Origin of the sequence: Kordia sp., assembly GCF_965283645.1 — a bacterium.
In the GTDB taxonomy this organism is placed as follows: domain Bacteria; phylum Bacteroidota; class Bacteroidia; order Flavobacteriales; family Flavobacteriaceae; genus Kordia.
Map to the genome: position 1 here is coordinate 3,981,982 of NZ_CBDIPG010000001.1, position 25,330 is coordinate 4,007,311.

Below are 25,330 nucleotides of genomic sequence, written 5' to 3' on the forward strand. Positions count from 1 at the left end.
AAATAGTTCTTTATTAAATCAAATAAAAAACTATCTAGATAACTTTACAAAAACATCAAGACAAAAAAATATTTTGTCTTGATAAGTTGCGCAAAATGTCTTGATAAAAAAATATTTTATCTTGACAAAATTTAAGTTCTTTCAATACCTAGTGTTTACAGGGCTTTCGGCGTATGCGTAAATTGCAAGATCGCGATACAAAATTCTTTCTGAGTTTCACCTGATCTGACATGATTCTAACTTAAAAATCTTCAATTTAAGTACTTTAACTTACGAGTCACTTTCTTCAGAATCTTGTTGCGTTTCTAAAATTATATCCTGAATAAATAACGGTAAATCTTTAATTTCATATGTTTTCGGGAAGAAATTATTATTTAAAATACTAGCTGGCGTATAATGAACATCATTAATATTTGACCATTCGTTATGTGCATCAAGTACTTGTGAAACTAGTGTGTTTTCTGAAAATCCGAAGTTTTTATGCCATTCGTCAATATCTCTATTGGCAAACCAATTTTTTAAAGCGGTATATGATTTTCTAGGATTTTCTAAATATAAATCAACCAATCGTGCGGCAATTTTAGTACTCTTATTTTCAGCATTCTTAGGTACATTAAAAATAATTTCTAAACGAATATCATCTCCGTATGTACTAAGTAACTTGTCATACGATTCAAAAGCCGCCGTACAATAGCCACATAGCGGATTTGTAACACCTTGAAGTTGTATGGCGCCATTTGGATTTCCAAAAACAACACGCAATGGTTTCGGAATTACATCTGGATTTATAACAGATTGCTCTTGCAACATCTTTTTAAACAATTCTGGATTTCGTTTAAACTTTAAGAAATCACGTTCGGTGTTTCCTAGTTTTTCATGACTTTCCCAATAGGCTTTACAGTAATTCCATGCAATGTAGATTAATCCGAAAATCCCAGCGGCTTTGGCAATATATACCCAGTTTAGTACCCAATTGTATGAAAATGTACTTGCTAATAATCCTGTTTGTAATACCAAGATTCCTGCAATTAGTAAACATAAAGCACACCATTTTTTAAGTACAATGCCTTGTCTGTAAATAGCGTATAATACTATTGGAATTCCTACTAAAGACAATCCAAATAATGTAGTTTGCTGAAATCCTATAGATGATAATATTAAAAATAATGCGGCAAAAAAGACAAATGAAGCATCACTCAATGCAATAAACCCAAAGAGTAAGTTTCCTTTTGTGGTAATTACGTCGCCACAATCGCTATTTTTAGAAATAGCACCACAAACTTTAGCTACAGCTTTGCTTTTTATGCCTAAATCTTCTCTGATAATTAATACACTAATATACAAACCTACTAACGTAAGAGAAGTATATAATAAATATGTCAAACTAAAATTAAACATCACATTTACAGAAGCCACAACGGCAACCACAAAATATGGAAGTGCCGCTTTGATAGATTGTGTATCTACTACTTTTTCAACCTCTTCAACAGCAATTATAGTTCCTGTCCAACGCTCAGTAAATGTTTCTTCAGTCAGTTTTTCCTTGGTATCATCAGACTTAGACATTTGAACCATACCGCGTTTCTTTTCCACTAAAACAACATCATCACCATTTTCAGAATTTACCAATGCTAAAAAGGACGTTGGCATTTCAGGCAATGCTTCTTTTGGTACAGTTGCGGCTAGATTTTCAATTTCAAAATAATCGAGTGTATCTGTAATTGATTTTAAACTTGGGTATTCAGGATGTGATAATAATTGCAAGTTAAGACGTTCGCTATCTACACCTAAATAGCCGTTGGTTCTTAATAAAGAAAGTATAATATGTTCCATCTAATTGATTTCAATTTTGGTAGGGGAAATTAAAATTTTGTTATCGTTAGCTAAAGATAGAAAGTATTTTTGATGTATGTTGTATGAATAGCTGTTTTTAAGAGTTAAGGCTGTTCGATTTATAAAATGGCAAATGTAATAGATATTAGAAGTCTTTGATTAATAGTTGTAATGTTATGGTTAGTTGTATTTAAAAATAAAAAGTAAGATAATACATCAGATAAAGTCTATTTGGTATAAAGTTTGTTATACAATTTATATCATTAACTTTAAAAAAAATTATTATGAAAAAACAAAAATTGAAACTATTTTTAAACAAAAAAGTAATTGCTAACCCACAATTAAATAACCTTAAAGGTGGAGTGCGATGGTCTGAATACTATTGGCAATGTCCATACAATAGTGAAGTGTGTACTGATTTTGCTTGCCCAACAGGTAACTGTCCTGTTACATCCAACGATACTGATGGTCATTCTAATCAGTGTGATACAACAAATCCTACTGTAGTAGTGATTTTTTAAACGATAAGACTATTTTTGCTTATAGCAAGAATAGTCTTTATATTTTCTTTCAATGAAAAACTACATTATCATATTTCTCTCTTTTCTATTTGTTAATTGTACGAATGATTCTAATAAGGTATATTTAACGGAGGCGCTGGAGATAATAGAATCTAATTCTATAGTAGTGTCAGGTATAGATTGGGAGAAAATCAAAACAAAGGCATATGAAACGCTAGAAGATAAAGAAAGCACAGAAGATATACATGAAATTATAAAAGATGTATTAAAACAGTTAGGAGATAATCATAGTACTTTTATATCACCTTCGAAAAAAAATAATATTGCTAATAATAATAATAGAGCTATTGCAATCAATCATAAGCTTATAGAAAATAATATTGGATATATTAATATACCATCATTTTCTGGTAATGGTCGTTTGTCTATTCAATTTTCAAAAAGAATTATTGAGAAGATTACATTATTAGATGATTCAAATGTTCAAAATTGGATTATTGATTTAAGAGGCAATACTGGAGGTAATATGTGGCCTATGTTGTTAGGATTATCACCATTATTAGAAGAAGGTGTAGCAGGATATTTTATACAAAAAAAAGATACGTTGAGTTGGTCCTTGGAAAATGGTAAAGTATTAGAAGGTAATAAGACTCGATTGAAATTTGCTAAACCATATCAGCTTAAGACAAAGAAAAAAGCTATTGCTATTTTAGTTAGCAATAAAACGTGTAGTTCTGCGGAAGCAGTCGTTATCTCATTTATGAGTAGACCTAATGTTAAGATTATTGGAACTGAGACATGTGGATTAACAACAAGTAATTCAGTTTTTCATTTAAAAGATGGAAGCTTATTAGTGTTAACAACGTCTGTGTTTGCTGATAGAAATAAAAATATATTTGGTAAAAAAATTCAACCAGATATAAGTTCTAATAAACCATTAGAAGAAGCACTTATATGGATGAATAATGAGTTTTAGTTACTTCTTACCACTCATTAATACGATTCGCGTCAAGCTTAATGAAGATAAATAGTAAAATAGTAAATCCCCAAAGTCCAGAACCACCATAACTAAAGAAAGGTAGTGGAATGCCAACCGTTGGAAACAATCCTATCACCATTCCTATATTAATAGCAAAGTGGAAAAATAATATGGCGGCGACACTATAACCATATACACGACTGAATTTATTCTTTTGTTGTTCGGCTCTGCTGAGAATCCGCAATAGTAGTGTTACAAAGAGAAAGATAACAACAAAGCTTCCTATAAAACCCCATTCTTCACCAACAGTTGTAAAGATGTAATCGGTATCTTGTTCTGGGACAAAGTCTCCACGTGTACGAGTCCCTTTAAGCCAACCTTTACCAAAAAATCCTCCTGAACCAATAGCAATTTCAGATTGATTGGTGTTGAAACCAAACGTTTTTCGCATCTGTTCAAGCTTTACAGGGTCTTTTTCTAACCCTAAAACAAGTGTAAAACGATCACGATGGTGTTGTTGAAATACATTGTAAAAGATATAGTTTACAGCAAGAATAAACATAATAGCTGTAACTAATGAAGTAATAGCTAAAGATGTGTGGCGTTGTCGTTTTAATTTCTTTCGAAAGAATATAAAAATACATGCTAGCCCAATAATTAACGTAGCAATAATTGTGATGAGATATCCTAATTTCAGTGTGATGATAAATAGTAAAACCAACATAAAACCAATCCCTAAATAAATAGCTGGTAAGCCTTCGCGATACAATACAAAAAAGAATGCCATATATACCATGGCACTTCCGGCATCAGGTTGTAGCATAATGAGTACTGGTGGTGCAAGTATGATAGCAAATGAAATTAATTGGTGTTTGAAGTTGTTGATATTCGTTTGAATATCACTCAAAAACTTTGCCAATGCTAATACGGTTGCTGCTTTCGCAAATTCAGATGGTTGTAAAGTGAAACTTCCAATAGCATACCAAGAAGTTGCACCATTTATGTTTTTACCAAAGACGACAACGCCCATTAAAGCTAGTAAGCCAATAATGTAAATAATACTGGAAAACCGTTCATAGAATTTGGCTTCTATGGAAAGAATTAAAATAATAAGTATGATACTCGTGATGATGAATACTAGCTGTTTTCCGTAGAGTTCGCTCATATCAAGAAAACCTGTAGAAGCATTTGTAACGGAAGCTGAGTAAATATTAATCCAGCCAATTCCAACTAACAAAAAGTAGAGGAGGATGGAAAGCCAATCAATTTTTTTTATAAATTTTACTTCTCTACTCATTAATGGTAAAAGGTTTCCCGCTTAAAGGCTTTGCATATTCTTCTTCTAAACTCTTTTCTAATACTAGTTTTTCCATTGCTTTCAAGGTAATTTCACCATTCAAGTACTTTTCAATCATTAAACTAGATATCTTTCCTGCCCAACGCGCACCGTAATATCCATTTTCAACAAATACTGCAATAGCAATTTTAGGATTGTCTTTTGGTGCAAATGCTACAAATATAGAATGATCGGTTAGTTGTTTTCTTTCACCTTCAACAATAGCAAAGTTTTCTGCGGTTCCTGTTTTTCCACATATTTCAATACCTGGCACATTTAAAAAACGAGCTGTTCCACCTTTTTTCATACTAAATACATCATGCATTCCTTGAATTACTGGTTCAAAATGTGCTGGTGTAATTGTGGTTTGTTTTGGTTTTGTGAAGTGATCATTATTTATAGGCTTTTCATCAATTGACTTGATGATGTGAGGTGTAAAATAATGTCCTCTATTTGCAATGGTAGCGGTCATATGTGCTAACTGAATTGGAGTCATTTCTACTTGTCCTTGTCCAATAGCATTTGAAATTGTATTTAAAACATGCCACTTATTGTGTTTGAAATACGTGTTTGTGTAGTATTCACCAGTTGGAATTCTACCTGTTCGTCCTGTCGATAAATCATTATCAAAATAATCACCTAAGCCAAAACTTTTGATATGATTTCCCCAAACGTTCATTCCTTCGCGTGGTGTTGCATATTTACTAATAGTTTGTCTGTATGCGTTTGCAAAAAAAGCGTTGCATGATTTGGCAACACCATTAATTACATTTCGTTTTCCACTTCCGCAATGGCAACCCATTTTTCGCCCGCTACGTCCGTAAACATATCCATGATGACATGTATATGTAGTTTGTGGAGTAATTACTTCTTCTTGCAACGCAACCAACGCATTTAAGGTTTTAAAAGGTGAACCTGGTGGGTACATTGCTAGTAAACCTCTATCGTATAATGGTTTATTGATAGAATCGTAATGTAATTTGGTGTAATTTTTAGAACGTTTACGACCAACTAATAAGTTAGGATTGTAACTTGGTGCAGTAACTAACGCTAGTATTTCTCCTGATGAAGGTTCAATAGCAACAATTCCGCCGCGTTTATTAATCATTAGCTGTTCTCCATATTCTTGCAATTTACTATCAATGGTAATTTGAATGTCTTTTCCGTTTACTGCAAGCGTATCGTGACGTCCGTTTTCGTATGAGCCAAGTACTTTGTTATGAATATCTTTTTGAATGTATTGTACGCCTTTTACTCCACGTAATTCGTTTTCATACGATTTTTCAATTCCTGTTTTACCGATCAATTCACCTGATTGGTAGTAAGGATTTTTCTTTAAATCAGTATTGTTTACTTCTCCAATTGAACCTAAAACATTAGCTCCAACGGCAGTTTGATAATTACGAATAGAACGTTTTTGAATGTAGAAACCTTTAAATCGATGCATTTTTTCTTGAAGAAACGCGTATTCGCTTTTTGCCATTTGCGCTACGAATACTGACGGAATTCTCCAAGAACGTTTTTTAGCTTTGGCTAACTTTTTCTCGTAATCTTCTTCCGTGATTTTAAGTAATTTGCAAAATTCTGGAATATCAAATTCTTTTACTTCACGTGGAATCACCATTACATCATACGAAGGTTGATTCGCGACAAGCAAAACACCGTTTCTATCATACACATAACCACGTTGTGGATAATCGTACACCATTTTTATAGCGCTGTCATTTGTAATATCTGTAGCAACTATATTGTCGTTTAACAATTGTAAATACGAAAGTCTCCCTGTATAGATTACTCCAACAGAAATAACAACAAGGTATAACAAAAGCTTCCTCATGAATTTTTTCGACTAAAAAAGGTTATTGATAATGTGATGATCAGTATGGTAAAGATACCAAAGAATAACGTGTTTCTCAATACGAGAAGTATATTTGATATGTTAAATATTTCTAATAAAAATACAAAGAAGTGATGCACTAAGGTAAGTATGATAATATATACCATTCGTTGTCCAAAGGCGGTGTTTTCTAATTTAATAGATTGATGCTCGTAACTTATTCCAAACGCAAAGCGCAATACAAAAGGTCGTATGTACGCAATAATGACGCAAGCGGCGGCATGTGCGCCTCCAGAATCAGAGAACATATCTACGGATAAGCCTAATAAAAATGCTACAACAAGAAATAAACTTTTATTGGAATTGAAAGGAAATAATAAGATAAAGTAAATATACACCATTGGGTTAATATAGCCCATGAAGTCAATATGGTTACAAATTAAAACTTGTACCAAAACGGCTATAACAAACCGAACTATATTCCAAAAAACAACGGAACTCATTTAATTTTTAGGTGCTAATAAATTATCTATTTCTTCTCTGTGTAAATTTTCAATGACATAGATGTTTTCTAAATTTGTCATATCATTGAACAATTGTACATTTATAACATACAAATTTTCTTTTGTATCTAACTTAAAATCTTTTACAGTACCAATTGGAATACCTTTAGGAAACAACGTGGAATATCCGCCTGTAGTGACTGTGTCATTTACGTCAAAAGTCGCAAGTTTTTCTACATCACCTAACTGTACAATGTTTGGATTTTCTCCATTCCATGATAAAGAACCGTAATAATTATCATTGTTTTTTAGTTGTGCGTTTATACTTGAAGCCGAATTTAAAATACTAATTACGGTAGCATGACTTCCGCCGACTCTATCTACAACACCAATAATTCCGTTAGGTGTAATAACGCCCATATTTGTTTTGATGCTGTCAGAACTTCCTTTGTTGATCAAAATTATATTATCAAACTTTGAATAGCTGTTTTTAATAATTTTTCCAGCATGAAATAAATAATCGGTTGCAAACGAAGTACTATCTATAAACTGAATAGTGTCTAAGCTGTCTTTTTTACTGTACAATAACGCTTTTAACCTACGATTTTCTTCAACTAGTTTTTCATTTTCTGATTTGAGCGAAAAATAAGAGGAAACACCATTTGCTTTTTCGTAAATTCCTCCTGTAAACCAATTGGCTGAGTTGATAAATTTACTTTTATGGTATGAATGTGATTGAATCGTAAAAACAAGCGAAATAAACAGCAACAGCATAAAGAGAATAAAGTTTTTATTCTTTATCAGAAAATTAAGAATCTGTTGCATGTACTATAGGTGCTTATTTAATCAATACGCTTTTGAATTTACTTAAGTTTTTCAGGGTAATTCCTGTTCCACGTACAACGGCACGCAATGGATCTTCGGCAATATATACAGGTAGATCTGTTTTTTGAGACAAACGTTTGTCTAGTCCGCGCAACATAGATCCACCACCGGCAAGATAAATTCCTGTATTGTAAATATCAGCCGCTAATTCTGGAGGTGTTTGTGACAACGTTTCCATTACTGCGTCTTCAATACGTAAAATAGATTTGTCTAAGGCTTTGGCAACTTCACGATAGGTAATCTGAACTTGCTTTGGTTTTCCTGTTAGCAAATCACGTCCTTGAACCGACATTTCTTCTGGCGGAACTTCTAAGTCTTCCGTTGCCGCTCCAATTTGAATCTTAATTTTTTCAGCTGTACGTTCTCCAACATACAAGTTGTGTTGTGTACGCATGTAGTACACAATATCGTTGGTAAATACATCACCAGCAACTTTTACAGATTTGTCACAGACAATTCCACCTAAAGCAATTACGGCAATTTCAGTAGTTCCACCTCCGATATCAACAATCATGTTTCCTTTTGGTTGCATGATATCTACACCAATACCAATGGCCGCGGCCATTGGCTCGTGTATTAAGTATACTTCTTTTCCGTTTACACGTTCCGCCGATTCTTTTACCGCTCGCATTTCTACTTCTGTAATTCCTGATGGAATACAAATAACCATACGAAGAGAAGGCGGAAAAAGTTTCTTTTTAAGTGCAGGAATATTTTTTATAAACATACTGATCATCTTTTCAGATGCATCAAAATCGGCAATTACTCCATCTTTCAATGGACGAATCGTTTTGATGTTTTCATGAGTTTTTCCTTGCATACGAGCAGCTTCCTGTCCGACGGCAATAATTTTATTAGATATTCTGTCCCTGGCGACAATAGATGGACTATCTACAACAACCTTATCATTGTGAATAATCAAAGTATTTGCGGTTCCTAAATCTATTGCTATTTCCTCCGTTAAGAAATCAAAAAATCCCATGTGTTTTATCTGCTGTTTGAGTACGTTTTGTAATTCATTTGTAGTGACTTACAAAGGTATGAAAAATTTAATGTTTAAAGTGTCTTGTGCCAGTAAATACCATTGCTACATTATTTGCGTTGCAATAATCGATACTTAATTGATCTTTTATGGATCCGCCTGGCTGAATTACGGCATTTATTCCAGCGTTATCAGCTATTTCTACGCAATCTGGAAACGGGAAAAATGCATCACTTGCCATGACAGCTCCATTTAAATCAAACTTGAAGTTTTTTGCTTTTTCAATAGATTGATTTAATGCGTCAACTCTACTCGTTTGTCCTGTTCCACTTGCACACAATTGTTTGTTTTTGACTAAAACGATTGTGTTTGATTTTGTATGCTTACATAATTTAGAAGCAAATAATAAGTCTTCTAATTGTTCGTCTGTTGGTTTTGTGTCAGTTGCGTACGTTAATCCTTCTAACGTATCTGTTTTTCCATCTTTATCCTGAAGTAATATACCATTTAAGCAGGTGCGTACTTGCATTTCGGGTAAAGCTACTTCATTCTGAATTAGAATTATTCTGTTTTTCTTTCCTTTTAAAACTTCTAGAGCATCTGTATCATATTCTGGAGCAATAACCACTTCACAGAATAGTTTGTGAATTTCCGTAGCCGTCGCTTTGTCAATTTTAGTGTTCGAAATTAGAATTCCTCCAAACGCAGAAACGGGATCACCAGCCAATGCATCTACATACGCTTGGTGAATAGTTGCACGTGTTGCAAAACCACACGCATTGTTATGTTTTAAGATGGCAAATGTTGGATCGTCGTTTGTAAACTCGTTCATTAAGTTTACAGCGGCATCAACATCTAATAAGTTGTTATAGCTTAATTCTTTCCCGTGAAGCTTATCAAACATATCGTCAAAGTTTCCAAAGAAGAATCCTTTTTGATGTGGATTTTCTCCATAACGCAACACTTTTCCTTTAGTTTCACTCACTTTCAATGCAGGAATTTCATGATCTTGATTGAAGTAGTTAAAAATTGCAGTATCATAGTGTGAAGAAACGTTGAATGCTTTCGCGGCAAACGCTTTTCTATCAGCTACAGAAAAAGAACCTTCTTGCGCTGTTAGGATGTCTAAAAAGTTTTCGTAATCGTTTACAGAAGATACACAAAGTACATCTGCAAAGTTTTTAGCCGCAGCTCTAATTAATGAAATTCCTCCGATATCAATTTTTTCAATGATATCTTGTTCGCTAGCACCTGAAGCAACTGTTTTTTCAAACGGATATAAATCTACAATGACAATGTCTAGTTGTGGAATTTCGTACTGTGCTAATTCAGCAACATCACTTTCGTTGTTTTGACGATTTAAGATTCCACCAAATACTTTTGGATGCAATGTTTTTACACGTCCGCCCAAAATAGAAGGATACGAAGTTACATCTTCTACCGGAACGACAGGAATACCAAGTTCTTTGATAAATTTTTCTGTTCCACCTGTGGAATAAATTGTAATATTTAGTGCATGTAGTTTTTCTACAATTGGAGCTAATCCATCTTTGCTAAAAACCGAAATTAAAGCTGATTTTGCTTGTTTTAGGGAATTCATTCGAGTTACGTTGTTAATTGTGTTGTTGTGAAGCTGCAAAAGTAATAATTAACACTAAAAAAACACGCTCTTATTCAAATAATTACTGGAGAATTTTCACTTCTTATGCGATTGTTTTAATTGATGATTAAATTCATCCATAAAAAAAACTGACGAACATTTTTTAAAATGTGAATGTCAGTTTTGTATTTGAGCTGCTGAATCAAGTTCAGTACGACGTTTTTATGATAAGTCAGCGAATTTTATGAAAGTATTTCAATTCTCAATACTAATATCTCACTACTTTTTTAAAGAATTTCCGCAACTTTCGCATTTACAAACTCCAAAAACTCTTCGTCTTCTTTGGTAAAAGGATTTGGTGTGTGCGAATCAATGTCAATTTGTCCAATATTTTCACCATTTACAAAAAGTGGAATTACAATTTCAGCTTTTACATAAATGCTACACGCAATGTAGTTGTCTTGTGCTTTTACATCTGGCACCAAGAAGTTTTCGCTAGAAACGGCAACTTGTCCGCAAATTCCTTTTCCAAATGGAATAATGGTATGATCGGTTGGTTCGCCAGCAAATGCTCGTAGTTTTAATTCGGGTTTGTCTCCGTTTTTAAAGTAAAACCCAACCCAATCATAATGCTCAAAATTTTCTTGTAAGAGTTCGCAGATTTTTGTCATGCGATCGTCTACAGAAAGTGTTTCGTTTGATAAAATTTCGGTTACTTGAGGTTTATATGTTGCAAATGTCATGTGTGCTAATTTTTTAATGCTTGCAAAAATAGTCGAAAAAAGTATAAAAATCTTTCTCCATTTGTCGAATAAAGTTGCTTCCAAAGTGAATCGAACAAAATTTATGGAAATTGTGAGATTTTCAACGGCTTTTGCTGTAAGTTTGTAGGAGTTCCATCTTTAATTTGAATTGTGTTAGAAAGCATTCTCCGATATAAATCAGCACTAGGATTTGTTTTAAAATTCTTTGTCGTGTACATCGTTTTAACGTTTGTATATAGCTTGTATTTGTCAAATTTTGATGGCGAACCAGATGATATTACGCGTATTGTTGCCAATCAAACGGAAGCTATTATTGATACTTTCGGATATAGCACAACAGTTGTGCAACACGAAACCGAACCTACGATGAAGTTGCTTGTAAATGAAGCGTATGTTGGGCGTATTGTTGAAGGTTGTAATTCGATTAGTGTATTGATTTTGTTCATCACGTTTGTGATTGCTTTTACAGGAAATTTAAAAAACACACTTTTATTTGCACTCGCTGGAAGCGTGTGTATTTATATAGCTAATTTACTTCGGATTGTTGTTTTAGGAATTGGATTGTACCGTTTTCCAGAATATGAATATATATTACACCATATTATTTTTCCAACAATTATTTACGGAATGGTGTTTTTGTTGTGGATGTTTTGGGTAAAAAAGTTTTCGAAAAAGTAGATGTGTTCATGAAAAAGAGTTGGAAATATATTGTTGCAGGTTTTCTTTTCGGAATGTTAATTCTGATACGAGCTTTTGAAAACGAACTTTTTTACGATCCGTTTATAAATTTCTTTAAACATGATTATTTACAAGCCAATATTCCTGAGTACGATACTTGGTTACTTTTTATAAATCATGTATTTCGGTATGCGTTGAATATGCTTGTTTCATTAGCAATTATTTATGTGGCGTTTCAAAATAAACATGTGCTAAAGCTGTGCGCAGGTTTGTATGCTGTAGCTTTCGTGATTTTAGTTGCGATGTATTTTTACTTCATTCAACACAATTTGGCAACCGATTATTTGCTTACGTTTTATATTCGTCGCTTTTTAATTCAACCACTTTTCGTATTGATTTTGTTGCCAGCTTTTTACTATCAGCGTACAATTAAAAATGAAGAAGTGTAACAATTACTTTCCAAGATCAATAATCTGTTTTTGAGAAATTAAATCACCATCTTTTGTAATACCTTCTATAAATACTGTAACATATTTTGTTCGTGTATTGAAAATTTTGAATGTAACAGTTTCGTTTTTAGGAAGTGTAATTTCGGGAATCCAAGACACAACTCCATATTTTTTGAAGCTACTGTTTGTGTAACTACTATATTTTGGTGCATAATATTCTTTTGCTGTTTCAAAAGCCAACGGTGCAACGCTCGAATTTGAAATTGAACCACTATCTCCTTTATCTTGATACAATGCTGTTGTACGTGTGTAAATTTTAATAACGCCACCTGTACCACGAATTCCATATCCAAATCCGCTTTTATCAATTAAAATTTTCTCCACATTTCCCATGGAATAGTTGTATAGAATACTAAAGTTACTAAGTGGAACATCGTCTAAAAACACCAAAGGCGGTGTTGCTCCTGCGATACTCAATCTATTTCGTGTTGTAATGGTTACGTTTCCATTACTTTCAAAAACTCTATATCCATTGTTTTGAATGTAATCTGAAACCAAAGGATATTGAAAGTACGTTTCTTCATCAACTTTTTTAAACTTTCCATTCACGGCAATAGGATCACTCTCTTTTTCCTTTTTCTTGGCTTCTAACACAATTTCATCTAACTCTACAGAATTTTCATAGAAAAAGTCTTTCGAAAGATCCGCATTTAGTGCTAAAAATTTTGTGTCTAATATTTTTTCTCTTGCTATTTCAGCACTGATATTATCTTTGTTGTTGGTAATGCTGAAAGAGATATACATGCCTGGTTTTTTGAAAATACCACGATTATCTAAGTAAGAAAAACGAATTTTTTCTCCTTTTTCTAAATAGAAATTTCTAAGTATAAACGTTTGATCGTCACTAAGATTGATGAATTGTGCTTGGTGATTTTTAGTAGCATATAAAAACAATCGGTCAATTCCAGTTTTTGGAGAATTTACCTTTCCTTTAATTGTAATTCCGCTTTCAAACTGATGTAATTGTTTTGGTGGATTGTTAAAAATTGTATTCCAATTGTATTTACTCCAACCTTGTGTAAGTAGCAAAATATCTAATTCATAAGCACGTTTTCTATCAAATTTGGTAAAGTAGTATTCAGGATTTTCAATGATTCCTTTTACATATGGTTTTAATAAAAAACTTGAAATTATAGTATGCGTTGGCGCGTAGCTTTCTGTTTCTTCTGGCAACATAGAAATACTAATGTTTGCATCTGTTTGTAGGTTTAATTCTTTCACAGACAATAGAATAGAATCATTTTCAGTTTTCAGTTTTGACACAGAAACCGAAGTTTCTTTTAGCATTGAACTATTAAAAAACAAGCGTTCCAGAATAGGTTTTTCGTTTTCATCAAACAACGTAATAGTATTGATTCCTTTGTAAAGATCTTTTTTTGGAATCGTAATTGTTTTTACAACTCCTGCATCAAATTTGAAATTTACTATTTTCAGTTTTCCACTTTGGTGAATTAGTAATTTGTATTTCGCATTGCTAAATCTTTCTAGTGTTTTAGCATTTGTATGTAGTGTAATGATTGCTTTATCAGGAAAAAGATTGTTCATCGTAACTGCAATTCCTTGATTTTTAATTGGCGGAAGTGCTTGCTCAATAATTTTCCCAGAAGCCAAGGTGATTTTTGAAGTATACTTTTGATTGGATTCAGGTTGAAATAAAAATTTTCCAAGTCCTAACGCATTACTTTTAAACTTGGTAACTTCTTCGTTATTTTCATTAAAAATACTTCCTGTTGCCGCAACACCTTTTCCACTAGCGTCTGTCACTTTAAAACCAACATTGTTTTTGGTATTCATAACAATATGTCCACCTTCTGGCAGAAACTGAAAATCATACATATTTTCAGTTGTTACATCATCATTTGTAGCTACAATTTTATCTCCGTAAACTTTAATTTTTTGAATGTATGCGCCATCATCGTTGAAGTTTTTCATCCAATTGGTGGATGCTTTTATGTAATACGTTCCAGAAACAAATGTAGAATCAATTGCCAAATTTCCTTTGGCAGCTCCATTTTCACCTTTAAATAATGCTCTTTTAACTTCTTTTCCATCGGCATCATAAATTCCAATATTGAAGTTTGTAGTTGCTTTGGATATCAATTGATTTTTTTGATCGTATGCATATCCTTTAAACCATATTTCTTCTCCAGACAAAAAAGTAGTTTTGTTTAAATGTAGAAAAATGGTTTCACGTGGTAACTTAAAATATTCGGTGTAACTGTTTTCAGCTCCATTTTCAGTTTGAGAAAACATAGAAAAGGAAAACAATAAGAGGAAAAGTGGTAGTAATGGTAAAATGCGCTTCATGCTAAAATGATCGGTTTTAATTCAGATATTAAAAATACCACAAAAAAAATATGGAAATGTTAAATAAAACAAAAACTCCGAAAAATAACTGCTAGAATTTTAATGTCTAGCTAGTTTTCTTTTAGTTACTTCAAATTTAAATCTATAGTTTGTTTTTGAGAGATCAGAGCTCCATCTTTTGTAATTCCTTCTATAAAAACAGTTACGCGCTTTGTACGTGTGTTAAAGATTTTAAAATTTGTTGTTTCATTTTTGGTTAACGTTAGCTCTGGAATCCAAGAAATAACGCCAAACTTTTTGAATATATTGTCTGTGTACGAACTATATTTTGGTGCGTAGTATTCTTTTGTTTTTTGAAAAGCAAAAGGAGCAATACTTGTAGTAGAGACAGCCTCTTCAGAGTCATTTTCATCAACTAAAGCAGTCATCCGTGTGTAAATTTTAATAACACCTCCAGCACTACGAAGTCCATATCCAAACCCGCTTTTGTCAATTAAAATCTTCTCTACATTCGCCATAGAATAGTTGTATAAAATGCTAAAATTTCTCAGAGGAACATCATCAAGAAATACTAATGGAGAAGTATAATCTTTAAATTTTTCAAGCTTCTTACTAGAAGTATTGGTTGAAGTTGTGTTTGTGGGAGTGGTACTTGTTGTGGTAGTATTTCCAAATAATTCATCGTCATTAGGTTGCGACGCGACTGTCTCTCCTAAACTTAATCTATTCCGCTTTGTAATCGAAACTTCTCCGAAATCTTCAATAACTCTGTATCCGTTGTTTTGAATATAATCAGTAATAAACGGATATTGATGGTATTCTTTTAGTGTAATGGTTTTTAATTTACCATTGATTGAAATAGGGTCATCTTCTACTTTTGTTTTTTTCTTGGTTTTAAGAACAACAGCTTCTAGTTTGATAGATTCTTTGAGAAAAAACTTTTCTGGTAAATCAAAATTGCTTGTGATTGTATGTGAAGTTTCAATTTTTTTCGAAGTAATTATCTCACTAAGATTATCTTCTTTGTTGGTGATACTAAACGTAACATACATACTTGGCTTTTTGAATACACCACTTTTGTCAACATATGAGAAACGAATTTTTTCATCTTTTTCCAAATAGAAATTATTAATGTTGAACGATTGATCTTCGTTTAATGGAATAAATTGTGCAGGATGATTTTTAGTAGCATATAAGAACAATTTGTCGATACCTGAAGTTGGAAAATTTACTTTCCCATTAACGATAATTCCGTTTTCAAAACCGTATAATTTTTTTGGCGTTTTTCTGAAAACTGCATTCCAATTATATTTACTCCAACCTTGTGTAAGTAATAGAATATCTAGTTCATACGCTCGTTTCCGATCTTGTTTTTCAAAATAATATTGAGGATTTTCAATAGTTCCTTTTAGATATGGATTTAGATAGAAACTTGAAATTATAGTATGTGTTGGTGCATAACTTTCCGTTTCTTCTGGCAACATAGAAATGCTAATATTTGCGTCTGTTTGTAGGTTTAATTCTTTAACAGATAAAACAATAGAATCAATGTCAGTTTTTAGTTTTGATACAGAAACGGAGGCTTTTTTTAACATTGAATTATTAAAAAACAAACGTTCCAGAATAGGTTGTTCGTTTTCATCAAATAACGTTATGGTATTAATTCCTTTGAATAATTCTTTTTTAGGAATTGTAATGGTTTTTACAACTCCTGCATCAAATTTGAAGTTTACTATTTTTAGTTTTCCGCTTTGGTGAATTAGTAATTTATATTCCGCATTGCTAAATCTTTTCAACGTTTCAGCATTTGTATGTAGTGTAATGATTGCTTTGTCAGGAAAAAGATTGTTCATGATTACTGCAATTCCTTGATTTTTAATCGTTGGAAGTGCTTGTTCAATTGTTTTGCCAGAAGTCAAGGTAATTTTTGAAGTATATTTTTGATTGGATTTAGGTTGAAATAAAAACTTCCCAAGGCCTAACGCATTACTTTTAAACTTAGCAACTTCTTCATTATTTTCATTAAAAATGCTTCCTGTTGCCACAACACCTTTCCCGCTAGCATCTGTCACTTTAAAACCAACATTGTTTTTAGTATTCATAACAATATGTCCGCCTTCAGGGAGAAACTGAAAATCGTATTCATTGTTGGAAACTGTAGTTTTGTCAGCTATAATTTTATCTTTAAAAACTTTAATTTTTTGAATGTATGCGCCATCATCGTTGAAGTTTTTCATCCAATTGGTGGATGCTTTGATGTAATATGTTCCAGAAACAAATGTAGAGTCAATGGCAAAATTTCCTTTGGTAACACCGTTTTCGCCTTTAAATAGTGCTTTTTTAACTTCTTTTCCATCAGCATCATAAATTCCAATATTGAAATTTGTAGTTGCTTTGGATGTCAATTGATTTTTTTGGTCATAGGCATATCCTTTAAACCATATTTCTTCTCCAGATAAATAGGTAGTTTTATTTAAGTGTAGAAAAATTGTTTCACGTGGTAACTTAAAATATTCGGTATAACTGTTTTCGGCTGCATTTTCTGTTTGAGAAAACATAGAAAAGGAAAATAATAAAACGAAAAAAGGGAGTAGTGGTAACGTACGTTTCATGCTAATAATAATCAGTTTCATTCAAGATATTAAAAATATCACAGAAAAAATATGGAAATATTAAATAAAACAAAAACTCCGAAAAATTACTTTTTTGGAGTTTTGAGAATGATAAGTAATTTTTTTATAGAGTCTACTTTCTTAGATTATGTTTACTAAAGTCAACAATTTTTTTCTGGGAAATTAAGTATCCTTCTTTGGTAATGCCTTCAATATATAATGTGATAAATTTTGTTTTTGTGTCTGGAACTTTCATGACAATAGTTTCATCTTTTTTCAAGATAACCTCTGGAATCCATGAGATTACGCCATATTTTTTAAATAAGTTACTAGAATAACTATTGTATTTAGGTGTATAAAATTCTTTGGCTGTACTGAAAGCATACGGAGCTGTGTTTTCGTTAAATAGTTGCGTTTCATAGTTCGCTTCATCAATAAGTGGAGTTGTTCTTGTATAAACTTTGATTACACCACCAGCGCCACGTGATCCAAATTCAGAGCCAAGTTTGTCGATGATAATTTTTTCTACGTTTGCCATCGAAAATTTATATAAAATATTTGCATTACTTAACGGAACGCCATCAAATACAATCAAAGGTGAAGCGGCACCAGAGCTAAAGGGATTTCGTGTTAGAATAGTTAAATCTCCAAAACCCTCAATAACTCTATAGCCATTATTTTCTATGTAATCTGTTACAAACGGGTATCGAGTATAGGTATCCATGGTTACTTTTTGATATTTTCCAAAAAGCACAATTGGTTTATCTTTATCTTCTTTTTCTTTTTTGACTTCAATAACGATTGCATTAAGTTGTTCATAATCAGGTGTAATGAAATCTTCTGAAATAGTAAAATTAGTAGTATTCAGTTTGGTTGCGATTTCATTTTCTAAACCAACAATTGATTCTTGATTGTTCGTTATATTGAAAGCAACATACATAGCAGGTTTTTTAAAAGCACCTTTTTTATCTAAGTATGAAAAACGAATAGATTCGTCTTCTTCTAAGTATAAGTTTTTAATGATAAATGATTGATCTTTATTTAAATCAATAAACTGTGCAGGATGATTTTTAGTAGCATATACAAACAGCTTGTCAACGCCCGAAGCGGGTAAATTTACCTTTCCTCGTATGGTAATTCCATTTTCAAAAGCATGATTGTTTTGTGGATGATTTTTAAAAATATCATTCCAGCTGTATTTACTCCAACCTTGTGTAAGTAATAAAATATCAAGCTCGTACTGTTGTTTGCGATCTAGTTTTGTAAAATAATATGATGGATTTTCTATAGTTCCTTTTAGATATGGTTTTAAGAAAAAGCTGGAGATAATACTGTGATCAGGATAGTAACTTTCTGTTTCTTCTGGCAAGATAGAAATGCTAATATTTGTCTCTGTATTTGTATTGAATTGTTTTGCAGAAAGTAATATAGTATCGTTAATTGTGTTTAAAGTCGATATTGCAATATCAGTTTTTTTAATTGCGAGTGCGTTAAAAAACAAACGTTCTAAAATAGGTTGTTCATTTTCATCAAATAATGTAATGATATTTACTCCTTTAAATATATTTGTTTTGGGAATGCTAATTGTTTTTGAAGTTCCTTCGTCAAAAGTGAAATTGATTGTTTTTAGTTTGCCACTTTGGTGAATCAATAATTTGTAATTTAAACCCTCTATCTTCTTTAACGTTTCTGTATTTGTGTTAAATTTTACAATTAATTTTTCTGGAAATAAATTATTAATGATCACAGAAATTCCTTGATTTTTTATCATTGGCAACTCTTGCGTAATCGTTTCTCTTGAATCAATTGTTATTTTTGAAGTATATTTTTGATTAGATTTAGGTTGAAATAAAAACTTCCCAATACCTAACGCATTACTTTTAAAGGTTGTGATTTCTTCATTTTTTTCATTGTATATGCTTCCTGAAGCTTTAACACCTTTTCCATAAGCATTTGTAACTTTAAAGCCAATGTTATTTTTAGTGTTTGAAACAATATGTCCACCTTCTGGTAAAAACTGAAAATCATATGAGTTTTGTGCAGTTTTTTCAATAGTAACTAGTTTTTCAGTGTTGCTTGGATCAACTGTTTCACTAACATCTTTATTGGCATTATCATTTGCGGATACCTCAATTTTCTGAATATATGCGCCTTCATCGTTGAAGTTTTTCATCCAGTTGGTTGATGCTTTTATATAGTAGGTTCCAGAAACGAAAGTAGAATCAATTAAGAAGTTTCCTTTGGCAGCTCCATTTTCACCCTTAAATAATGCTTTTTTAACTTCTTTTCCATCGGCATCATAAATTCCAATATTGAAATTTGTAGTGGCTTTGGATGTCAATTGATTTTTTTGGTCATAGGCATATCCTTTAAACCATATTTCTTCACCAGATAAATAGGTAGTTTTGTTTAAATGAAGATGTAATGTTTCTCTTGGAAGATTGAAATACGTAGTATAATTATCTTCAACTTTTTGATTTTTTTGACCAAATACGCCAAAAGAGGATAGTAAGAAAAGGAATAGTAAAGTGTAGTTTTTAATCATAGTAATTGGTTTTAATGTTCTAAAAGATCATCAAAAATAATACCATAATATATCAAAAAACTCCGAAAAATTGCTTTTCGGAGTTTTGAGTTTGTATTGTATTTGTAAAGAATTATTACATCATTCCTGGCATTCCTCCGCCCATTGGTGGCATTCCGCCTCCTGCAGGAGCTTCTTCTTTAATGTCAATTAATGCACATTCGGTAGTTAAGATCATTCCTGAAACAGATGCTGCATTTTCCAATGCAATACGCGTTACTTTTTTAGGATCAATGATTCCTGCTTTTAGCATATCTACATATTCATCTGTTTTAGCATTGTAACCAAAGTCTTTTTTACCTTCCATTACTTTAGAAACAACAACACTTCCTTCGCCACCAGCGTTGGAAACAATTGTACGTAACGGTTCTTCAATTGCACGTGCAATAATTTTGATTCCTGTTACTTCATCTAAGTTATTTGTAGTAATTTTTTCTAAAACACCTTTTGCTCTTACCAAAGCAACTCCACCACCTGCAACAATTCCTTCTTCAACTGCGGCTCTTGTAGCGTGTAATGCATCATCAACTCTGTCTTTTTTCTCTTTCATTTCCACTTCAGATGGCGCTCCAACGTATAAAACTGCAACTCCACCAGCTAATTTAGCCAAACGTTCTTGTAGTTTTTCTTTGTCGTAATCAGAAGTTGTAGCTTCAATTTGCGCTTTTATTTGAGCAACACGCGCTTTGATCATATCTGGATCTCCAGCACCATTTACAACAGTTGTATTGTCTTTGTCAATAGTGATTTTTTCAGCAGTTCCTAACAAATCAATTGTCGCATTTTCTAACGTGAAACCTCTTTCTTCAGAAATTACAGTTCCGCCAGTTAAGATCGCGATATCTTCTAACATTGCTTTTCTACGGTCACCAAATCCTGGCGCTTTTACAGCGGCAATTTTTAATGCGCCTCTTAGTTTGTTTACTACTAAAGTAGCTAACGCTTCTCCATCAACATCTTCAGCAATAATTAATAAAGGCTTTCCAGTTTGCGCAACAGGCTCTAAAACTGGCATTAAGTCTTTCATTGAAGATATTTTCTTATCAAATAATAAGATGTAAGGACTTTCCAATTCTGCTTCCATCTTTTCAGAATTCGTCACAAAATATGGAGATAAATATCCTCTATCAAACTGCATCCCTTCAACAACATCAACATAAGTATCTGTTCCTTTTGCTTCTTCAACAGTTATAACTCCTTCTTTTCCAACTTTTCCAAAAGCTTTTGCAATTAAATCACCAACAACTTCATCGTTGTTTGCAGATATAGAAGCAATTTGTTTTATCTTTTCAGAAGAATCACCAACTTTTTTAGCTTGTTTGTTTAAGTCTTCAACAATGGCAGTTACTGCTTTGTCAATTCCTCTTTTTAAATCCATCGGATTTGCACCAGCCGCAACGTTTTTTAAACCTTCTTTTACGATAGCTTGTGCTAAAACTGTTGCTGTTGTTGTTCCATCTCCTGCTAAATCATTCGTTCTAGAAGCAACCTCTTTTACCATTTGTGCTCCCATGTTTTCCAATGGGTTTTCTAGCTCAATTTCTTTTGCTACGGTAACACCATCTTTTGTTACTGATGGCGCACCAAATGATTTACTAATAATTACGTTTCTTCCTTTTGGTCCTAATGTTACTTTTACTGCATTTGCCAATGCATCCACACCACGTTTTAGCCCGTCGCGTGCTTCAATATCAAATTTTATATCTTTTGCCATGTCTTTTTAATTGTTAGTCAATAATCAATTTTGCTTGTGATTGACTAGAGTTATTTTGTTTTATAAATAATAACGATTGTTAGAAGTCAATAGCTTATTAAATAATAGCTAAAATATCATCTTCTCTCATAATGATGTAATCGGCTCCTTCATATTTGATTTCAGATCCAGAAAACTTTCCATAAAGAACCGTATCACCAACTTTTACCGTCATTGGTTCGTCTTTTTTACCTGATCCAACTGCGACAACAGTTCCACGTTGTTGCTTTTCTTGTGCTGAATCTGGAATATAAAGCCCTGAAGCAGTTTGTGTCGCTGCCGGTAATGGGGCAATCAAAACTCTATCTGCTAGTGGTTTGATATTAACTTTGCTCATTTTGTTAATTATTTTATTTGATTAATTATGTTATTTTTTACGTGTAGAAAATAGTCAGAAACTGTGCCATTGTACGAATACTGACAAATTGAAATAAAAAATGCCAGCTTGTCATAAGCTGGCATTTTTTTATATGATATGATGAAAAAAATTACTGTCCGTCAGTAGTTTTTTCGTCTGTTGTGTTTGTATTGTTGTCTGCAGGAGGCGTTGTTGTTTGTTCCGTTGTTGGAACTATGTTGGTATCTTCCGCAACTTTCGATTTAGCATTGGCATTACTTAAGTTTGTAAAGTTGGTTACCAAAATTAATCCAATTAAGATTGTTGCCAATGCCCATGTACTTTTATCAAGAAAATCGGTTGTTTTTTGAACACCACCAATTTGCTGATTTCCACCACCACCAAAAGAAGAAGATAATCCTCCACCTTTTGGGTTTTGTACCATTATTACTAACATTAATAAAAATGCTACGATAAGGATTAAGATTATAAATATGTAATAAGTTGAACTCATTTTGTACTAATTATTTTGTTGTAATTTTTTTATTGCTCGAATTTGGTCTGCAAAGAAACCACTTTTTTCTGGATATTTCAAAATTAAAATAGTATAAGCTTTAATTGCTTTTTTATATTTCTTTTGTTCTAAATAAACTTTCGCCAAAGTTTCCGTCATCAGTATAGACTGGTCAACGGTTGAAGCACTTGCAAGATTCACCGTTTTTTCAAGTGTTGGCTTCGGTTTTATCTTCGGTTTTTTTGCTATAAACTTGTCTATTAAATCAAATCTTTTATCTTTTTCTGTTTCCGCTACAGCGGGATTTGACTCACTTTCTGCTTGTTTTATTGCTTTTTCTTCAACTTCTTTCTCGTTAGAACGATCAATAGGTTTAAAATTTGCAAGTTGTAACCATTCTGAGAATGAATGTTTTTCTTTTTTCTCAAAATGTAATGGTTTTCCAAGTTTTAAAGTTTCTTCTGGCGATTTTTCTATTTCAGTTTGCTTTTCCTGAACAGGAATTTCTTCTTCAATCGTTTTTTCTTGTACAACTTCTTGAGTGTCTGAAATTGTTTCTATAACAGGAGTTGAAACTACTTTTGGTAGAAATAAATCTGGATCAAGAATTGCATTTGCTTCTTGAATTTTTGTTTTGATGGCATCTTCCATGCGAAGATTTTTATCAACTTTTACTTCTTCAACATCAATAGAAATTTCATTAATATCAACCGCATTTGGATTGCTTTGTGCTTTTTGAATTGCACTTGATATTTCATGTTGTTCAAATAATTCAGACGTAATAAAATCAAATAGAATACTACGATCTGTTGTGTGCGCCGCCGTTATTTTTAAACTTTGATTGTACTTAAAACTATCCTGATTTTTCAATCCTTTTAAGTGTACAATGCGCGCCGCCTGAAAGTATGGAAATTCTTTTGTAATAGCAGCAATCGCTTCTGTCTGCGAAGCATTAATGTACGCAGGATTTTTTAGTATGTATGTAAAATCAGAAATGTTCATGTAGTTACCAATTTGCTAAACTAGCATTAAAAATGTCTTGTGTTAAACGTTCAAATATTTCTTCAAATGCCGTGCTTTGTACAGCTGCTAATTGCGAAGAAGCAGGATAATCATAAAAAAATGAAAAACGCGTATCAAAATCATCATCTGGTCTGTTGTTGTGTGTAAAACGCACTTGTACAGCAATTGTCAAGCGGTTTTGCGCGGCTGTGTTGTTGGCAGTTGCGCTCATTGGAGAAACACGATATTCTACAATTTCACCTTCATATATTAAGTCTGCATTTGATCTAACCAATGTTAAACTTGTTTGATTCTGAATTAAATCTTGTAGCGCAAGTGTAAAATCTCTGTCCAATCCAGGTTCAATGATAGGCGCGTTGTTTTGAAAGAAATTTACTTGATAGGTTTCTGCATTTAAGTCACCAGTTCCTGTAAAGTTGTAAAATTTACAACCTGTAAATGAAAGAGAAATAATGACAGCGGTAATGTATATTTTAATACGTTTCATCGGTTTTGTATGTGTAATTTATAAATCAAATTGTTTGATTTTTCTATATAAGGTACGTTCAGAAATTCCAAGCTCGCTTGCCGCGGCTTTTCGTTTTCCTTTGTTGCGTTCCAACGCTTTTTTGATGAGTTCTAGTTCTTTGTCATGAAGTGAAAGTGTTTCTTCTTCTTCAATTTCTTCTGCAAAATGATATTTGTCAGCTTCAGAAACCACAGTAACTTCAGGTGAAATTGGCAATAGCTTTACGCTTTCTTCTTCTTCATGAAATACTTCATCACCATCATCATCACCATATATTTTCTGAATTAGACTTTCGTTTTCTTCTTGTACTTTTTGCGAAACTCCATTTTGCATGAGTTCCATGGTGAGTTTTTTTAAATCGTTTAAATCACTTTTCATATCAAAAAGCACTTTGTACAGTATTTCACGCTCCGAACTAAAGTCGCTTTCACTTTTCGATTTTTCAATAACCGCTGGCAAATTCCCAGAGGTATTTGGCAAGTATTGCATTAGTGTTTCTGCAGTAATTCCTCTATTTTCTTCCAGTACAGAAATTTGTTCGGCTACATTTCGCAATTGTCTAATATTTCCGTTCCAACGATATTTTGTCAATAGTGCCGTTGCGTTTTCGTCCAAACGAATAGATGGCATTTTGTACTTCATTGCAAAGTCGGAAGCAAATTTTCTGAATAGTAAATGAATGTCTTCTTTTCGCGCTCGCAAAGGCGGAAGTAATATTTCAACTGTGCTTAAACGATAGTATAAATCTTCTCTAAATTTTCCTTTTTTGATGGCTTCAAACATATTTACATTGGTAGCCGCCACAATACGAACATTGGTTTTTTGTACTTTGGATGAACCAACTTTGATGAATTCTCCATTTTCCAATACACGTAACAATCGTACTTGCGTTGTTAATGGTAATTCGCCAACTTCATCTAAGAAAATTGTTCCGTTATCGGCAACTTCAAAGTATCCATTTCTGGTTTGTGTTGCGCCTGTAAAAGCACCTTTTTCGTGTCCAAAAAGTTCACTGTCGATAGTTCCTTCTGGAATAGCTCCGCAATTTACAGCAATATATTTTCCGTGTTTTCTGTGTGATAGTGAGTGGATGATTTTTGGAACACTTTCTTTTCCAACACCACTTTCACCAGTTACAAGTACAGAAATATCTGTGGGAGCTACCTGAATCGCTTTTTCAATAGCACGATTAAGTCCTGCATCATTTCCGATGATTCCAAAACGTTGTTTTATAGCTTGTATGGATTCCATTTTTTTCGTGCGTT

At 32.6% G+C, this 25,330-nt stretch carries 21 protein-coding genes; 4 read left to right on the top strand and 17 right to left on the bottom strand.

Annotated features, from left to right (window positions below; genetic code table 11):
- Positions 1-270: 270 nt before the first annotated feature.
- The gene (locus ACQ654_RS17670; RefSeq protein WP_430411671.1) at positions 271-1,833 is read right to left on the bottom strand and encodes a vitamin K epoxide reductase family protein; all 1,563 of its coding nucleotides are present in this window, start codon (positions 1,831-1,833) and stop codon (positions 271-273) included.
- Between the two features lie 284 nt (positions 1,834-2,117).
- Between ACQ654_RS17670 and ACQ654_RS17675 the strand changes: the two genes are divergently transcribed.
- Together ACQ654_RS17675 and ACQ654_RS17680 are read left to right on the top strand one after the other, a co-directional pair.
- Complete coding sequence (locus ACQ654_RS17675) at positions 2,118-2,354, top strand: hypothetical protein (protein ID WP_430411672.1); 237 nt, start codon at positions 2,118-2,120, stop codon at positions 2,352-2,354.
- 52 nt (positions 2,355-2,406) lie between these two features.
- A complete protein-coding gene (locus ACQ654_RS17680) occupies positions 2,407-3,330 on the top strand; it encodes a S41 family peptidase (protein ID WP_430411673.1) in 924 nt (307 codons plus the stop codon).
- 7 nt (positions 3,331-3,337) lie between these two features.
- On the opposite strand, the gene rodA is transcribed toward ACQ654_RS17680, so the two are convergent.
- The 7 genes from rodA to ACQ654_RS17715 all read right to left on the bottom strand — a co-directional run bounded on the left by rodA (position 3,338) and on the right by ACQ654_RS17715 (position 11,219).
- Entirely contained in the window at positions 3,338-4,630 is a 1,293-nt protein-coding gene (gene rodA, locus ACQ654_RS17685; protein WP_430411674.1) for a rod shape-determining protein RodA, read from the bottom strand.
- Positions 4,623-6,506 (bottom strand): penicillin-binding protein 2, encoded by a 1,884-nt coding sequence (mrdA, locus tag ACQ654_RS17690; protein WP_430411675.1) that lies wholly within the window; start codon positions 6,504-6,506, stop codon positions 4,623-4,625. The genes rodA and mrdA overlap by 8 nt, the downstream gene beginning before the upstream one ends.
- Entirely contained in the window at positions 6,503-6,925 is a 423-nt protein-coding gene (locus ACQ654_RS17695; RefSeq protein ID WP_430411676.1) for a rod shape-determining protein MreD, read from the bottom strand. Before ACQ654_RS17695 ends, mrdA begins: the two co-directional genes overlap by 4 nt.
- A gap of 84 nt (positions 6,926-7,009) precedes the next feature.
- Positions 7,010-7,834 (bottom strand): rod shape-determining protein MreC, encoded by an 825-nt coding sequence (mreC, locus tag ACQ654_RS17700; protein WP_430411677.1) that lies wholly within the window; start codon positions 7,832-7,834, stop codon positions 7,010-7,012.
- A 13-nt stretch (positions 7,835-7,847) separates the two neighbouring features.
- Positions 7,848-8,876, bottom strand: a complete 1,029-nt coding sequence (locus tag ACQ654_RS17705; protein ID WP_430411678.1) for a rod shape-determining protein — start codon at positions 8,874-8,876, stop codon at positions 7,848-7,850.
- A 67-nt stretch (positions 8,877-8,943) separates the two neighbouring features.
- Entirely contained in the window at positions 8,944-10,476 is a 1,533-nt protein-coding gene (gene purH, locus ACQ654_RS17710; RefSeq protein WP_430411679.1) for a bifunctional phosphoribosylaminoimidazolecarboxamide formyltransferase/IMP cyclohydrolase, read from the bottom strand.
- Between the two features lie 287 nt (positions 10,477-10,763).
- The gene (locus ACQ654_RS17715; RefSeq protein WP_430411680.1) at positions 10,764-11,219 is read right to left on the bottom strand and encodes a GAF domain-containing protein; all 456 of its coding nucleotides are present in this window, start codon (positions 11,217-11,219) and stop codon (positions 10,764-10,766) included.
- A 171-nt stretch (positions 11,220-11,390) separates the two neighbouring features.
- On the opposite strand from ACQ654_RS17715, the gene xrtF reads away from it, so the two are divergent.
- Together xrtF and ACQ654_RS17725 are read left to right on the top strand one after the other, a co-directional pair.
- Positions 11,391-11,918, top strand: a complete 528-nt coding sequence (gene xrtF / locus ACQ654_RS17720; RefSeq protein ID WP_430411681.1) for an exosortase family protein XrtF — start codon at positions 11,391-11,393, stop codon at positions 11,916-11,918.
- An 8-nt stretch (positions 11,919-11,926) separates the two neighbouring features.
- Positions 11,927-12,367, top strand: coding sequence for an exosortase F system-associated membrane protein (locus tag ACQ654_RS17725; RefSeq protein ID WP_430411682.1), 441 nt, complete (start codon positions 11,927-11,929; stop codon positions 12,365-12,367).
- A gap of 3 nt (positions 12,368-12,370) precedes the next feature.
- Here ACQ654_RS17725 and ACQ654_RS17730 read toward each other — a convergent pair whose 3' ends face one another.
- The 9 genes from ACQ654_RS17730 to ACQ654_RS17770 all read right to left on the bottom strand — a co-directional run bounded on the left by ACQ654_RS17730 (position 12,371) and on the right by ACQ654_RS17770 (position 25,316).
- The gene (locus ACQ654_RS17730) at positions 12,371-14,734 is read right to left on the bottom strand and encodes a hypothetical protein (protein ID WP_430411683.1); all 2,364 of its coding nucleotides are present in this window, start codon (positions 14,732-14,734) and stop codon (positions 12,371-12,373) included.
- Positions 14,735-14,859: 125 nt separating this feature from the next.
- Positions 14,860-17,346, bottom strand: a complete 2,487-nt coding sequence (locus ACQ654_RS17735) for a hypothetical protein (protein WP_430411684.1) — start codon at positions 17,344-17,346, stop codon at positions 14,860-14,862.
- Positions 17,347-17,479: 133 nt separating this feature from the next.
- Positions 17,480-19,891: a hypothetical protein gene (locus tag ACQ654_RS17740; protein WP_430411685.1), complete on the bottom strand. Its 2,412-nt coding sequence runs from the start codon at positions 19,889-19,891 to the stop codon at positions 17,480-17,482.
- Between the two features lie 115 nt (positions 19,892-20,006).
- A complete protein-coding gene (gene groL / locus ACQ654_RS17745) occupies positions 20,007-21,644 on the bottom strand; it encodes a chaperonin GroEL (protein ID WP_430411686.1) in 1,638 nt (545 codons plus the stop codon).
- A gap of 97 nt (positions 21,645-21,741) precedes the next feature.
- Entirely contained in the window at positions 21,742-22,020 is a 279-nt protein-coding gene (locus ACQ654_RS17750) for a co-chaperone GroES (protein ID WP_298416673.1), read from the bottom strand.
- Between the two features lie 151 nt (positions 22,021-22,171).
- Positions 22,172-22,534 carry a preprotein translocase subunit SecG gene (secG, locus tag ACQ654_RS17755; RefSeq protein WP_430411687.1) on the bottom strand — a complete coding sequence of 121 codons (363 nt, stop codon included), beginning with the start codon at positions 22,532-22,534 and terminating at the stop codon, positions 22,172-22,174.
- Positions 22,535-22,540: 6 nt separating this feature from the next.
- A complete protein-coding gene (locus tag ACQ654_RS17760; protein WP_430411688.1) occupies positions 22,541-23,536 on the bottom strand; it encodes a hypothetical protein in 996 nt (331 codons plus the stop codon).
- Positions 23,537-23,540: 4 nt separating this feature from the next.
- Positions 23,541-24,044 carry an LptE family protein gene (locus ACQ654_RS17765; RefSeq protein ID WP_430411689.1) on the bottom strand — a complete coding sequence of 168 codons (504 nt, stop codon included), beginning with the start codon at positions 24,042-24,044 and terminating at the stop codon, positions 23,541-23,543.
- Between the two features lie 18 nt (positions 24,045-24,062).
- A complete protein-coding gene (locus ACQ654_RS17770; RefSeq protein ID WP_430411690.1) occupies positions 24,063-25,316 on the bottom strand; it encodes a sigma 54-interacting transcriptional regulator in 1,254 nt (417 codons plus the stop codon).
- Positions 25,317-25,330 lie beyond the last annotated feature (14 nt).

Excerpts from the sequence above, each read along its gene's own strand:
- ACQ654_RS17740 (WP_430411685.1), bottom strand. The coding sequence starts at position 19,891 with ATGATTAAAAACTACACTTTACTATTCCTTTTCTTACTATCCTCTTTT.
- secG (WP_430411687.1), bottom strand. The coding sequence starts at position 22,534 with ATGAGTTCAACTTATTACATATTTATAATCTTAATCCTTATCGTAGCA.
- rodA (WP_430411674.1), bottom strand. The coding sequence starts at position 4,630 with ATGAGTAGAGAAGTAAAATTTATAAAAAAAATTGATTGGCTTTCCATC.
- ACQ654_RS17730 (WP_430411683.1), bottom strand. The coding sequence starts at position 14,734 with ATGAAGCGCATTTTACCATTACTACCACTTTTCCTCTTATTGTTTTCC.
- ACQ654_RS17680 (WP_430411673.1), top strand. The coding sequence starts at position 2,407 with ATGAAAAACTACATTATCATATTTCTCTCTTTTCTATTTGTTAATTGT.
- groL (WP_430411686.1), bottom strand. The coding sequence starts at position 21,644 with ATGGCAAAAGATATAAAATTTGATATTGAAGCACGCGACGGGCTAAAA.
- ACQ654_RS17675 (WP_430411672.1), top strand. The coding sequence starts at position 2,118 with ATGAAAAAACAAAAATTGAAACTATTTTTAAACAAAAAAGTAATTGCT.
- ACQ654_RS17760 (WP_430411688.1), bottom strand. The coding sequence starts at position 23,536 with ATGAACATTTCTGATTTTACATACATACTAAAAAATCCTGCGTACATT.
- purH (WP_430411679.1), bottom strand. The coding sequence starts at position 10,476 with ATGAATTCCCTAAAACAAGCAAAATCAGCTTTAATTTCGGTTTTTAGC.
- ACQ654_RS17670 (WP_430411671.1), bottom strand. The coding sequence starts at position 1,833 with ATGGAACATATTATACTTTCTTTATTAAGAACCAACGGCTATTTAGGT.
- ACQ654_RS17770 (WP_430411690.1), bottom strand. The coding sequence starts at position 25,316 with ATGGAATCCATACAAGCTATAAAACAACGTTTTGGAATCATCGGAAAT.
- ACQ654_RS17750 (WP_298416673.1), bottom strand. The coding sequence starts at position 22,020 with ATGAGCAAAGTTAATATCAAACCACTAGCAGATAGAGTTTTGATTGCC.
- ACQ654_RS17725 (WP_430411682.1), top strand. The coding sequence starts at position 11,927 with ATGAAAAAGAGTTGGAAATATATTGTTGCAGGTTTTCTTTTCGGAATG.
- ACQ654_RS17715 (WP_430411680.1), bottom strand. The coding sequence starts at position 11,219 with ATGACATTTGCAACATATAAACCTCAAGTAACCGAAATTTTATCAAAC.
- ACQ654_RS17765 (WP_430411689.1), bottom strand. The coding sequence starts at position 24,044 with ATGAAACGTATTAAAATATACATTACCGCTGTCATTATTTCTCTTTCA.
- ACQ654_RS17705 (WP_430411678.1), bottom strand. The coding sequence starts at position 8,876 with ATGGGATTTTTTGATTTCTTAACGGAGGAAATAGCAATAGATTTAGGA.
- ACQ654_RS17735 (WP_430411684.1), bottom strand. The coding sequence starts at position 17,346 with ATGAAACGTACGTTACCACTACTCCCTTTTTTCGTTTTATTATTTTCC.
- ACQ654_RS17695 (WP_430411676.1), bottom strand. The coding sequence starts at position 6,925 with ATGGGCTATATTAACCCAATGGTGTATATTTACTTTATCTTATTATTT.
- mreC (WP_430411677.1), bottom strand. The coding sequence starts at position 7,834 with ATGCAACAGATTCTTAATTTTCTGATAAAGAATAAAAACTTTATTCTC.
- mrdA (WP_430411675.1), bottom strand. The coding sequence starts at position 6,506 with ATGAGGAAGCTTTTGTTATACCTTGTTGTTATTTCTGTTGGAGTAATC.